The 13,480-nt window shown below is 35.8% G+C and carries 7 protein-coding genes; 2 read left to right on the plus strand and 5 right to left on the minus strand.

The features are described 5' to 3' along the window. Positions 1-30 precede the first annotated feature (30 nt). Both KHA98_RS19005 and KHA98_RS19010 read left to right on the plus strand, forming a co-directional pair. A complete protein-coding gene (locus tag KHA98_RS19005; protein ID WP_213259473.1) occupies positions 31-2,136 on the plus strand; it encodes a PBP1 and LysM peptidoglycan-binding domain-containing protein in 2,106 nt (701 codons plus the stop codon). Next, complete coding sequence (locus KHA98_RS19010; RefSeq protein ID WP_213259474.1) at positions 2,136-2,537, plus strand: OsmC family protein; 402 nt, start codon at positions 2,136-2,138, stop codon at positions 2,535-2,537. The genes KHA98_RS19005 and KHA98_RS19010 overlap by 1 nt, the downstream gene beginning before the upstream one ends. Positions 2,538-2,756: 219 nt before the next feature. Here KHA98_RS19010 and KHA98_RS19015 read toward each other — a convergent pair whose 3' ends face one another. The 5 genes from KHA98_RS19015 to KHA98_RS19035 all read right to left on the minus strand — a co-directional run bounded on the left by KHA98_RS19015 (position 2,757) and on the right by KHA98_RS19035 (position 13,226). Further along, a complete protein-coding gene (locus KHA98_RS19015) occupies positions 2,757-4,616 on the minus strand; it encodes a glycoside hydrolase family 35 protein (protein WP_213259475.1) in 1,860 nt (619 codons plus the stop codon). A gap of 89 nt (positions 4,617-4,705) precedes the next feature. Continuing rightward, a complete protein-coding gene (locus tag KHA98_RS19020) occupies positions 4,706-6,085 on the minus strand; it encodes a Gfo/Idh/MocA family protein (RefSeq protein WP_213259476.1) in 1,380 nt (459 codons plus the stop codon). Positions 6,086-6,125: 40 nt separating this feature from the next. Then, positions 6,126-7,415 (minus strand): DUF3472 domain-containing protein, encoded by a 1,290-nt coding sequence (locus KHA98_RS19025; protein ID WP_213259477.1) that lies wholly within the window; start codon positions 7,413-7,415, stop codon positions 6,126-6,128. 296 nt (positions 7,416-7,711) lie between these two features. Further along, positions 7,712-9,892, minus strand: coding sequence for a M1 family metallopeptidase (locus tag KHA98_RS19030; protein ID WP_213259478.1), 2,181 nt, complete (start codon positions 9,890-9,892; stop codon positions 7,712-7,714). 238 nt (positions 9,893-10,130) lie between these two features. Continuing rightward, positions 10,131-13,226: a DUF5107 domain-containing protein gene (locus KHA98_RS19035; RefSeq protein ID WP_213259479.1), complete on the minus strand. Its 3,096-nt coding sequence runs from the start codon at positions 13,224-13,226 to the stop codon at positions 10,131-10,133. Positions 13,227-13,480: the final 254 nt, after the last annotated feature.

A 13,480-nucleotide genomic window follows, 5' to 3' on the forward strand; every position in this document is an offset into this window, starting at 1 on the left:
ATTAAAAATTAAATTGTTTTAAGCCTTATTATGAAATATTATTCAACATTATTGTTTCTCGTTTTTTTTGTAACCTGTTCTGCTTTTTCGCAAGAGAAAGTGGTGAAATATACGGTTTCAAGCGGGGAAACAATTAACGAGATTGCAGTAAAATTTAAAGTTACTCCTTATGATATCTATTCTTTGAATCCGGATGCCAGAAGTGGAGTTAAACCAAATACAGTTTTACTGATTCCGACAAAAACGAATAAAGCTGTGGCCAAAACAGAAACTGCTGCGGTTAAATCGAACGGTAATTCTAAAGAAATTATTCATGAGGTTCAGCCAAAAGAGACTTTTTACAGTATTGAACACAAGTACGGAATTTCGGATGCAGCTTTAAAAGCGGCAAATCCTTTTCTGGAAAAAGACGGCGTACAAATTGGACAAAAATTGGTGATTCCTGCAAAAGGTTCAGCTCCAAAAGCTGCTGCTGCTGCTGCAAGTTCAAAACCTGCTAAAAGTACTTCATCGGAAAAATATGTTTATCATGATGTTGCGGCAAAGGAAACTAAATTTGGTATTGCAAAACAGTACAATATGACGGTTGAAGAACTGGAAAAAAGAAATCCTGAAATTGTTGCCAATCTTCCGGTTGGATATCGATTAACTATAAAAGGAACAGCTCCTAAAACGGAAGTTGCAGCTCCGGCAGTAAATACGGTTAAACCAACTGAAACTAAAAAAGTAACTGAAACTCCTAAAAAAGCAACCACTTATATGGAGTATCAGGTAAAACCAAAAGAAACGTTTTATAGTTTAGGAAGAACTTTTCATTTGAGTCAGGAAGAATTGACAGCTTTAAATCCGTCTCTTTCTGAAGGGGTTAAAGAAGGAATGGTTTTGAAAGTTCCGACAGGATATTTAGCACCGGCTCCAATTATTGTACAGGCTCAACCAACAGAAAAAGAGGCAGAGAAACCAATTGAAAAAGTAGCAGATGCTCCAAGCGGGATTAAAATTGTCGATAAAGTAAAATCTGAGTCTGTTTCTGCAGATCCTGAAATTGTTGAATTGACAAAAAAGAGAGGTCAGATAGGACGTCAGAAAGTTGTTTTATTGTTGCCTTTTAATCTGGCAAAAATGCAAAACGATACAACAAGTACAGCAACGAGAATTAAAAGCGATAAGTTTTTGAACATGACCCTTGATTTTTATTCGGGAGCAATGATGGCGATAGATTCGGCTAAAACTTTAAAATTACCAATTGATGTTTCTATTTATGATTCGGGAGAAACTAAAACAACATCAAATGTTTCGAGTTTAATTGCACAGAATAAACTTCAGAATGCAAATGCAGTGATTGGACCTTTTTATCAAAATAATGCCGAGGCGACTGCAAATTCACTTCAATTATATAATGTTCCGGTAATTTCTCCATTGTCTAAAGATGCTGCAAATCCAATTGATAATTTGTATCAGGCGATTCCATCAAATGATGTTATTCGTAATGCTATTTTTGATTATATGCGTGCTAAAAACGGAAACATTGTTGCCGTTGTAGATAAGAAAAAAGAATCGGTAACGAATTATATCAAACAAAATCAAAAAGGAGTTGTTTTTGCTGCTTTGACAGAAACAGGAGGTTTGGATGTTGCAAACCTGAAAAGTTTGTTATTGCCAAACAGAATGAATTATGTGGTAATGGAAACCGGAAATACGGCAATGGTTAAAGCCACTATAAAAGCGTTGCTGGATGCACAAAAAACTTGTCAGGTACAATTGGTGATTTTAGAACCTAACAGTACACTGGATACGGATGAAATTAGTTTTGATAATTTGACAAAATTAAAATTAATGTATCCGTCTGTAACTCGTGAAAGTGATGATGCCGGAGTTCAGATTTTTGAAAAAGCATACCGATTGAAAAACAAAGTAAATCCAAATGCGTATGCAACTAAAGGATTTGATGTAACTTTTGATACTATGATGCGTTTGGTGCAAGGAAAAACATATCAGGAAACGGCAGATCTAATGACGACAGAACAAGTAGATAATAAATTTCAATATTATAAAAAAGAAGATGGAGGACACGCAAACAAAGGTGTTTACATTTTATATTATGATACTGACTTAACTTTAAAAGTAGCAAATTAATGACATCAAAAGTAACCTATTTAGGCGATTTAAGAACAAAATCAATTCATATACAATCTGGCAGCGAAATCATTTCGGATGCGCCGGTTGATAATAACGGAAAGGGAGAAGCATTTTCACCAACAGATACTGTAGCAAATGCTCTGGCAAGCTGCATGATGACGATTATGGGAATTAAAGCCCGTGATATGGAAGTAGATTTTACAGGTTCTACTGCCGAAGTAACTAAAATTATGAATGCAGAACCAAGAAGAATCGGAGCAATCGAAATTGTATTTGATATGCAAGGTGTGGCCGATGAAAAAAGCAGAACGATTTTGGAGCGTGCAGGAATGACTTGTCCGGTTTTCTTAAGCTTAAGTTCAGAAATTGAAAAAAGAATTACTTTTAACTGGAAGTAATTTCAAAATTTATAAAAGCAACAAAGCCATCCAATATTGGGTGGCTTTGTTGTTTCTAGGCGCTTTAAACATTCGACGAAGGAGAAATCTTCGTGAGAAGCTCGACAAAGATTAGGTTTTCGTTGCGAGTTACTTGTGAAGATTTCTCCTTCGTCGAAATGACAAAACTTTGCGCTTTTGCGTCTTTGCGAGATTAATTTTGTTTTGTAAAAGCTTAAATTATAAACCTTTCTCCGGTTTTAAATCTTCTAAAATTGGAGTTTCTATTGTTTTTACCTGCTTTTGAATTTTCTCATTTTTCTGTTCAAAAATCACAATATTATTTTTGCCTTTCTTTAGCCAGCATCCCGGCACATAAAGGGTTTGTTGCGGACCAACGCTCCAGTAACGCCCAATATTAATTCCGTTTATAAAAACAATTCCTTTACCCCAATCTCTCATATCTAAAAAGGTATCTCCGGTTTTGTTTACATTAAAAGTTCCCTGATAAAGTGTAGGGCGATTTACTTTTGCTGAGTTTTTGTAAGGGGTCAATTCCGGTTCTTTGTTCATTGGTAAACCATACATTTCCCAATTTCCGGTAATGGTTTCGCCATTAATAATCACAGGACTTATAATTCCTTTAGTATTGGCATTAATTTGCGAACCATAATTTATGCGTCCCATATTCTCGACTACGATATCCAGCGTTGCATTAAAAGGAACGTCGATTTCGCAGCTGTAATTTTTGTAATAACGATTTAATTCAGCTACTTTTTTACCGTTTACGTATACCATTGCATAATCACGCAAACCATTCAATTCTAATTTTCCGCTTATAGGTTGTGTAAATTTTTTGCTGTACCAAACGTAACCATCGCCCTGATTTAGTTGTTCGAATGTTTGTGGCGTATCTTCAATAACGGGCATTATTTTATCTTTTAAATCGGCTAAATCAACTGCTTTTGTCAGCGCAATATTAGGAATTGTTATTACAGGGATTCTTGCCGGAATTGCTGGAGTTTCATTTGTTTTTAGTAATTCTCTCAGCGCGTTGTATTTTGGCGTTGCCCAGCCCGCTTCGCTAATAGGTGCATCATAATCATAAGAAGTCATATCGGGCTGAATGTCGTGTTCTTTATCATAATTTGCTCCGGAAGTAAACCCGAAATTAGTACCGCCATGAACCATATAATAATTGAAAGAAACCTGGTTGTCTAAATATTTTTTGGTCTGGCGAACGGTTTGTTCCAGTTTTTGTGTTGGGAAAGGTTCTGCCCAATGATCCAGCCAGCCCGGATAAAATTCGGCAACCATATATGGTCCTTTGCCATTATTAAACTGATTGACTACTTTTTTTAATTTTTCAACATCGTCCTCGCCATTGGCTGTTGGCAAGGCTCCGGGTAGAGCACCGCCTTCAAAAAGCCAGCTTCCGTCTGAAGTAAAAAACGGAACTTCAAATCCTACATCTTTTAATTGCTGAAATACGGCTGCACTGTATTTTTTATGTTCTTCAAGCGGAATGTCTTTGCGTTGTGATACGTAAGATCCAAATTCGTTCTCGCCCTGAACCATAATAATTGGCCCACCTTTGGTAATTTGCAAAGAAGCGACTTGTTTATACAATTCAGTAAAATAGGCTTTTGTCGCAGCTAAATATTCTGGATTATTACCTCGAATAACCATATTAGGAACATTCTGTAAAAACCACGGATAACCGCCAAATTCCCATTCTGCACATACATAAGGCCCTGGCCGTAAGATTACAAATAAACCTTCTTCTTGTGCCGTTTTGATATATTCGGCTAAGTTTTTGTTTCCTGTTTTAAAATCCCATACACCGGGAGCAACTTCGTGGTAATTCCAGAAAACATAAGTTGCAACGGCATTTAACCCCATTGCTTTCATCATTTGTAAACGGTGGCGCCAGTATTGTTGCGGAATTCGGGAATAATGCATCTCACCCGAATGAATCTGAATTGGTTTTCCGTTCAGCAGAAAATTGCCGTCGCTAATAGCAAAAGTTTGTTTTTGTTGTGCTGTTGTAGTCAGTAATACTGAAATAGAGAATAGTATTGTATAGAGCGCTTTTTTCATTACTACTTTATTTTAAAAATTATTATAATAAACAAGAGAGCATTTTTTTAAATAATGCCCTCTTGTTCCTTTCAACTAACCAATATTATTTATTCTGAAAACTCTAATTTTTGTAGTTTGTTCCATCCGCCTCTGGTGAAATCCGGAATTTCGACAGGAGATGAATTGTGATCTAATGAAATTTCGGTTAACGGGCCAAGACAAGACCATTCGGCTAGATCGTAAACATCCATATCTAACGGAAGTCCTTTTTGCAGACAATGAATCAAACGATAATCCATTACGAAGTCCATTCCGCCGTGACCGCCCACTTTTTTAGCTTGTTCTTCGATATTTTTTACAATCGGATGTTTGTATTTTTCCATCAAAGCTTTTTTAACTTCTTCGGGAACAAAAGAATGTGCGCTAAGTTTTTCGTGATTTGGTTTTACATCATCGCCCAATTCTTTGCCGTCTAAAGCATAACCTTCTAATGGATATTTATTTGCAAAACCTTTTGTACCGCTCAGTTGGTACATTCTGCTATAAGGACGGGGAGAAGTAACGTCGTGCTGAATCTGGATTGTTTTTCCGTTTTCGGTACGAATCATAGTCATCGTGTGATCTCCATTTCTGAAATCTTTTATTTCCTGTCCTGATTTTTCTTTAATGTAAGCAGGATTTCCAACCGCTTTTGTATCCATAGAAACAAGGAAATTCATTTTATCACCACGGTGAATGTTTAATGCCTGACAAGCGGGCCCCATTCCGTGAGTTGCATATACATCACCACGATGTTTGATGTTGTAATCCATTCTCCAGTTGTTCCAGTATTCGCCCCAAAAAGGTTGTAAACCGTGAATGTAGGAACCTTCGGCGTGTAAGATTTCACCAAACAAACCTTGCTGCGCCATATTTAAAGTAGTCAGTTCAAAGAAATCGTAAACACAATTTTCAAGCTGCATACAATGTTTTCTTGTTTTTTCGGAAGTATCAATTAATTCCCAGATTTCTTTCATAGTTAAAGCTCCCGGAACTTCGATTGCAACGTGTTTTCCATCTTTCATAGCCTGAACACCAATTACGGCATGATGCAGCCAGTCTGTAGCCACATAAACTAAATCAACATTTGGTAACGCTGTTACTTTTCGCCATGCATTTTCATCTCCATAAAATTCCTGTGCTTTAGGAAATCCGGCTTTGGTTACAATTTCATTTGCTTTAGAGGTGTTCTCCTGTGTCATGTCGCATAATGCTACGATTTCAACACCGGGAATATGTGTCATACGTTCTACTGCTCCCGGACCGCGCATACCAAGTCCGATGAAAGCAACGCGAACGGTTGGAATTGGATCAGCTGCCATTCGCAAAACATCCTGTTGCCCTTTGGCGCGGGAAGGTGTTTTGGTCTTAATCATTTGTGCCGATGCAATGCTCCATCCCAATAAAAGAACAAAGGCTATTGTGGTTTTAAAAAATCTGGTTTTCATAAGTGAGTTAATTTGTTTTGTGAATCAGTGTTTTTCCGAATTAGGGTAAAGAACTGAAATTTATATCTGGTTTTTTATGGTTTAGAGGTCTGGTGAATAGTGTTTTTGGCGTTGTAAAATCGTTGAAAAATCCTCCGTCTTTTAAATAGAAAGCGTTTTTTTCTAGTCCGCCGGAAAAATCCATTCTGTATTCTTTTGCTCCGGTATTGTCTGTGGTGAAACGAGCCGAATTAATTTCTGTCCAATTGCCTTTTTCATCGCAAATCCATTGATTGTTGAATAAAACTTTGCGGGATAAATTGCCTTGTTCGGGAACAAAATTTTCTAGAAACGAATGAAATTTTTTTAGATATGTATTGGTTTGAGGTCTGTTGAAACTGGCAATTAAAAGCCATTTTTTTAATTCGGGCGCGTAAAAATAAGCGGTATAATTTGTTGAGTTGTTGTTTTGCGGAATTCCGTGTAAAAGGAATTTATAAGTAGTTCCTGCTTTCCAGTTGTATTTCAGATAGCTTTGTCCGCCGGAGCCTTCGCTTCCAAATTCTCCCGAATGGACATTTTCGCCTTTCTTAAGCATTTTAATTTTCTGATCCTCCGGAATACTGTTGGGATCATCAGTTGTAAACGGACTCCAAACGGAAAATAAAATTCTTCTTTCTGTTGCCGAGTTTACCTGAATTCCGAAATAGCCTTCTCCAAAGCCATTTGCCATAAAATAAGAGCCTATTTTATCTTCATTTTTTGGAACAGTAACTTCATTGTAATACCATTCGGCATTGGTATTTTCAGGGACCTGATAATTTAAATGCACAGATGGTCCGCGTCGTCCCCAATGATAAAAGTTTCCTTCGTTATTTGGCACATAAGAGATTTTACCCTCATAATCTGTACTTGAAACAGTCAAACGATTAATAGACGGAAAGCGATCTCCGGTTTTGCTGATTCCTTTTATTTTAAGGGCAACATAACCTTCCTGATTAATTGTCCAGCTTCCAGCGGCAACTGCTTTTTTGGAAGTGGTAAAAAGTATTTTTTTTGATTGATTCTGAATGGAGAATTCCAATTCTGATTTTCCGAAGACTTCAATAGATTCTTCTACCGTAATCTGAAAAGTACCCGGTTTTGAAACTCTGAAATAAACAGTAAAAAATTCGGCAGTATTGGTCCAGTTTTCTATTCCATTGTCTGTAATTGTATTGCTTCCGTCAACATGTTCAGAACTGAAAGCATTTCCGGCAAGTGGAATTGAAACAGTTGTTTTATCGTCCTTTTTTTCGTTTGAAAAGGACATTAGAAGAAAAGCAAAAAACAGGTAGAATAGATTTTTCATTTTGCTGAAATTTTGGTTTTTATTTAAATTATTACTCTTTTTGAGTTATAATTTTTTAACACATAGATGCATAGTCTTTAATAAATTTAAAAAAGGCGTTTCACTTATTTAAATGCACATAGTTTAGCTATGTTAAAGAAATGATTTTCTCTTTACCTTCTTTTTTGAATTTCATTATCTATGTTTCTATGTGTTTGATTTTTTTGAAATTTTATACTTTGGATTTAAAAGAACCTCTCTAATTAACCAGATTAGAGAGGTTTCAAAAACAAAACAATTCTAAAGAACGTTACTAATTATTTTTGACTACTAAATCTTTTAATCAATGGATTTACATGTTTTTGAGTGTCTTCATCTAATGTTGATAAGGCTTTATCAGCTTCATTAGCATCATATTTTCTTAATCCGGTTAATCCGGCTGCAATTACATTGTAAGATTGATTTTTAATGCTTTCCTGCATCAATTCTTTATACTGAGCATCGCCTGAAGAAGCTAGTTTTATAATCGCCGCAGCTCTGCTTGAGGTATTTTTATCTGTTTTGGCAATGTTAAGCAAGGTTTTTAGCGTCACATCTTTTATTTGAGCATCGCTTAAATCGATTCCTTTTATACTCAATACTCTCAAATCATCTTGTTGATCCTGCAAACCGGCCAATAAAATTAATTGTGCGTCATGGCTTTTATCTTTTACAGCAAATTTGATGGCTTCGATTCTGTTATAATAAGAGGGAGCATTTTTGTACTGAAACAAATAATCGGCTATTTTTTTGTTATCGATAACCTGACCAACTAAAATTTTGTCAGGATCAAGATCGATTAAAGTTGGCTGAGCCGGAACATCAAAACTGAAATTTTGTTCTCTTTGATCGATTAAAATATCTTTTCTGATTTTAGCTCCGTTTACATAAAAATCAACTTTTAAGGGTAAACTAAATGTTTGTACCGAACTTTCCTGAACTTGTTTTACTGCTATTGTAGCTTTTCCGTTTGCATATCCGTATTCGATATTTAAGATCGGATTTCCTCCTTGGTAGTACCATTGATTAAAATACGGACTCCAGTCTTTTCCTGTAACTTCTTCCATAGATAAACGCAATTGATGTGTTTCCCCGGCTTTGAAAGCATTGGTTGTTAAATAATGATTTAAAGATTTGAAAAATGCTGCATCGCCCATCTGATTTTTGATCGCATATAAAATGATCGAACCTTTTGAGTAACTGATATTATCGAACATATCATCTCTGTTTTTGTAATGAAAACGAGCCAAAGGCGGACTTACACCTTCTTTTGAAGAACGTAAGCAGTTTTGCAGTTTTTCATAACGAGAGCGGTCTTCGGCATCTTGTCCTGCATCATGACCGTGCCATAATACTTCACCAAAAGTGGCAAAAGATTCATTCATAGTTAAGTTTGACCATGATTCAGCCGTTACATAATCGCCAAACCATTGGTGAAAAAGCTCGTGTGCAACAGTACTTTCCTGATTGTCATCCAGTAATTCTCTGGCTGTTTTTTGTACATATTCGCCATGTAATGTTGCCGAAGTATTTTCCATCGCCCCGGAAACATAGTCCCTGGCAACGATTTGCGCATATTTTGCCCAAGGATATTCTACGCCTAACATTTTGCTGTAAAAGTTCATCATATCGGGAGTTTTACCAAATATTTGTTTGGCGTAAGGCGCATATTTTGGTTCCAGATAATAGCTTACTTCTTTACCATTGTAAGTGTCTTTGGTTATTTTAAAATCACCAACTGCCATCATAAACAAATACGGAGAATGAGGTAATTCCATTTTCCAGGTATCAGTACGGGTTCCGTTTGAATTTACTTTTTGTGAAGCCAGTTTACCGTTGGATAAGGTTACATATTTTGCATCAACCGTCATCGCAATTTCAGAAGTTGTTTTCTGATTTGGTTTGTCGATTGTTGGAAACCATGCCGATGAAGATTCTGTTTCTCCTTGTGTCCAGATTTGGATTGGTTTGTCGTCTTTTCCATCCGGATTTATAAAATACAATCCTTTTGCATCTGTAATTGCAGCGCTTCCTTTTGCTTTTAATTCATCCGGTTTTGCTGTGTAACTAATGTAAATAGTAAATTTTTCGGTGCTTTTGTATTTTCTGTTTAAGGCAATAAAAAGCTGCTCATTATCATAAGTATATTTTAAAGGCGTTTTTTTACTTCCTTCAATAATTGCAATTTCTTTAAAATCCATTCCTTTTGCGTCAAGCGTAAGGGAATCGGTTTCGTAGAAATGGGGTTTTAAAGTAAGCCATTCTTTTCCGTAAAGATATCTTTTGCCATAATCAAAAGATACGTCGAGTTTGGTGTGAACTAAATCGTGTACTTTTTGAGCCGTAACTCGGTAAACAGATAGTTCGTCTTTGCTTTTGTCAGCGTTTTGTGCCTCTGTATTTTGACCTGCCAATAAAGCAAGTCCAAAAAGAGAACATTTTAAGAAAAGGTTATTCATTTTTTTGATTTTAAATGATTGTTTTATGGATTAAAAGTACGGTTAATGCACTGTACTTTTAGTATATTTTTTTAGGCTGGCGTATAATTTTTCAACACATAGAGACATAAGATTAGCAAACTCAAAAAAAGTCGTTTCACTTATTTTAATGCACATAGATTCTATGTGTGGAAATGAGTTTCTTCTCTATTCTTTTTTTAGAAAATAAATTCTATGCTTCTATGTGTTAAAATATTTTTTAAAGTTTTTCGATAATTCGAACTTCACCATCTTTTTCATCTGCCGTTAAACTATCGGATTGTTTGTTTTTATAAACTTGTAAACACCATTGAATAATTTTATTTGTCGGATATAAACCAGCCTGATTTTGCAACCATTTTTCCGCTTCGTTTGCTGATTTTGTTTTTTCAATCGCCCAGGCAGAAATCAATTGATTTGCTGGTAAAAAGTTCATTACCGTATTGTCTACTTTTGGATTGAAAGCGACTATTTTCTGTAATGATTTATTTGCCGTTTCAGTATTGCCAAGACTGGTATAACATTGATAATCCATCCAGTTTTCTAGTCTTTCGTCAATATCCTCGTCGTATGGTTTTCCAACGCCCAGATTTTGTGGCCACAGTTTGGCATCAGCAATAAATTGTACTGCTTTTTTGTATTGTTTGTTTTTCATTTCTGCCAAAGCCTGCATTAATTTGGCTTCGTGATACAATTGTCTTCCGGCAGTTGCACCTTCAAAAGGAAGAATTTCCAACTTAGTCAAAAAGGCGTCTGCTGCGGCATATTTTTTATTCAATAACAAGGATTTCGCATACAACATTCCCATCAGATAATTTTCTTTGTGCGTTTTGTAGAAAGATTCTGTTGTTGTAAGCGCTTTATCAAATTGTTTTTGGGCAATATAATGTTCTGCCAATAATTTTTGATATCTCCAGCCCTGAGGATCCAATTTTATTGCTTGTTGTAAACTTGCTGTTACTATAGCCGAATCGTCTTTGAACAAAGATGCTTTTGCAGCATAAAAAGCCGGATCGATTGGTTTTGTTCCGCATTGAAGGAATAATTCTTTGGCTTCCGAAATGTCATTATGATTCCACTCAATCAATGCCAAATGATATTTTAATTGGTATTGATCGTTTGTTTTAATTAATTTTTTCAGAATTTCTGCTGTTTCTGTTCTAAAAGGAAAACTGGTTCCCGGTTTGATTTTACTTATATCTACCGTTTTATTTTCTAAAAAGGCATTCCAATATATAATTTCAGCGCTTGGAGCTGCTATCGAAAATACTTTTTTTGCATCATCATTTAATCCTAATTGCTGATACCAGATTCCTAATTCAAGATAAGTTTGCTCGGGCATTTCATTTCGTATCATCGAAGTGAAATTCCCTTTTGATGTTTCTGATTTTTCCCAAAGGAATTTTTCAAAGTCTGCAAAATGGTTTAAAGGATCAATAGAATTAATCGTTTTTAAAACGGAATTTGCTTTTTCAGAATTATTTTGAAGACGATAAATAACGGCAAGTAATTGTAAACCTTCTAAGTTGTTTTGATTGTTCAGCAGACTTTTTTCGCCATATTCTACTGCTTTTGATAAATCATTTTCAGCTAAATAAATTTTGCTTAAAGCAGTATAAGCAGCACTTCTAAATTCAACTCCGGCAGCAGCAATATCAAAACCATCTTTTGCATCGGTAGTATTTCCTAAGTGTAAATGTGCCAAGCCATAATAATAATTTGCAGCTGAATCGTACGTATCAATTGCCAAAGCTTTACTTGCTGAAGCAACGGCTTCTTTATATTCAAATTTTCTGATTTGTAAAGAGGCCAAAGCCGATAGAGCAGGAGCGAAGTTCGGATCTTTTTTCAGGCAGGCATTCAGTTTTTCTTCTGCTTGTTTATAATCTTTAAAACTGATGTAATTTTTTCCTTGCAGATATAAACCGTAAACGGAATTATGATCAAAGTCCTGCGGTATTTCTACCGGACGGCTAATATTTCCGTCTTCGGGAGCGGAATTCCAAACTAATTTATTTCCGCCAATAGTCAGTTTTAGTTTATTTTCATTAACAGCAATCTGAATAGAATCTTTAAATACTTGTAATGTGTTTACAGCAATATCTTTAGAATAGATTTTCTTGCCGTTGTCAAAAACTTCGATTTTTTCATTTGTTTTTTGAAGCGGAGAAAAATAGATTTTAAGCCAGCCGTTTTCATTTTTAATATTAACAGAACCATAGTTATTTGCTTTTACAAAACCTTTGGTTTGTTTTACCGGAAACCAGTATTCTGTCCAGATATCGGTTTGATTGGGTGCAAACGAACGTTGTTTAAAAGGCGTTAAATTACTTCCTTCACTCGCCTGATTAAATAATCTTCCGCTTTGTACTTCTACATATTGTCCGTCAGTATCGGTTAATAATTTTTCCCAAATCATTCCTTGCTGAGACAATCCCCAAATCCATATTTTTTTACCGGGTTTATCATCGTGGTTTCCATATCTTCCCATTCCGAAATCTTCGTTGTGATAGTATCCTCCAAAGAAATCATCGTACTTTCCAAAAACATGATAGGATTTGTAACCGCCAAAATCGTTGTTTTTATAGAAAGATAGATCTTTGCCATTTTCTTTATCAATTGGCCACGGATTGTGTTCTCCGTTATGACCAATATAGGATTGTCCCGGATAAATAAATTGCAAATCTCCCGCTGCTTTTATTCCCGTATTCATCCAGGTATAATACGGCTGATCTAATTCGGTTGAATTGGACCAAAACGAGTTTGTGGTAAAATAAGCTTTGTCTTTTGGTAAATTGATGTCCAGTTTCCACGAAGTTCTCGTAAGAAGATCTAAAACTCCAATGACGCAACTAATGCTTCCGTCTTCGCGGTTTATAATTTTATAATCAACTGGAGTTGCACAGTTTGGTGTATGGCCGATAATTCCGTAATTTCCCTCAACACCGCCGCTCGTCCATGGACCGCGCATTGCAATATCTCTAAATTTGATTACATGATTGTTGTAAACAAAATCTTTTCCGGTTGCTTTTTCAGTTGCCGACCAGACTTTTCCTCCAATTTCAGGCAGAATCATCAATTTGATATAATCGTTTTCGATTTCGATTACTTTCCATTCTTGCTGAACGGGTTTATCTGTAAATCCGTCAAAACGGAAATAAGGATAAAACTTAGTATCGGGTTTTGGAATGGGATCAGGATCAGAAAACGGATAGGTTGTAAAGACCTTTTTATATTCTTTTACAGTTGTTTTGTTTTGTGCAGTGACAAAGAGGCTTCCAAGGAGTAGAATTGATAAGAAAGGCTTAATTTTCATATGGATAGCTTTTTTGGTTATGATTAGTCTGATAGTTATGTTGTTTTGCCAATTTTGTCATTTCGACGTAAGGAGAAATTACACTCGTAAGTAGACAAAGATTGGCGACTTTCTATGCGGAACTACTAGTGTGATTCCTCCTTCTTCGGAATGACAAACAGAACGAGGTAATTATTAGTGTTTTCCCGCATTTTTGTCATTTCGACGGAGGAGAAATCCTCGTTAGTAGCTCGACAAAGATTGCGTCCCGAAGC

Source organism: Flavobacterium branchiicola (assembly GCF_018383905.1).
GTDB classification, from domain to species: Bacteria; Bacteroidota; Bacteroidia; order Flavobacteriales; family Flavobacteriaceae; genus Flavobacterium; species Flavobacterium branchiicola.

Bases quoted from the DNA above. Each gene is read 5' to 3' on its own strand.
- KHA98_RS19035 (WP_213259479.1), bottom strand. From the start codon at position 13,226: ATGAAAATTAAGCCTTTCTTATCAATTCTACTCCTTGGAAGCCTCTTT.
- KHA98_RS19030 (WP_213259478.1), bottom strand. From the start codon at position 9,892: ATGAATAACCTTTTCTTAAAATGTTCTCTTTTTGGACTTGCTTTATTG.
- KHA98_RS19025 (WP_213259477.1), bottom strand. From the start codon at position 7,415: ATGAAAAATCTATTCTACCTGTTTTTTGCTTTTCTTCTAATGTCCTTT.
- KHA98_RS19005 (WP_213259473.1), top strand. From the start codon at position 31: ATGAAATATTATTCAACATTATTGTTTCTCGTTTTTTTTGTAACCTGT.
- KHA98_RS19020 (WP_213259476.1), bottom strand. From the start codon at position 6,085: ATGAAAACCAGATTTTTTAAAACCACAATAGCCTTTGTTCTTTTATTG.
- KHA98_RS19010 (WP_213259474.1), top strand. From the start codon at position 2,136: ATGACATCAAAAGTAACCTATTTAGGCGATTTAAGAACAAAATCAATT.
- KHA98_RS19015 (WP_213259475.1), bottom strand. From the start codon at position 4,616: ATGAAAAAAGCGCTCTATACAATACTATTCTCTATTTCAGTATTACTG.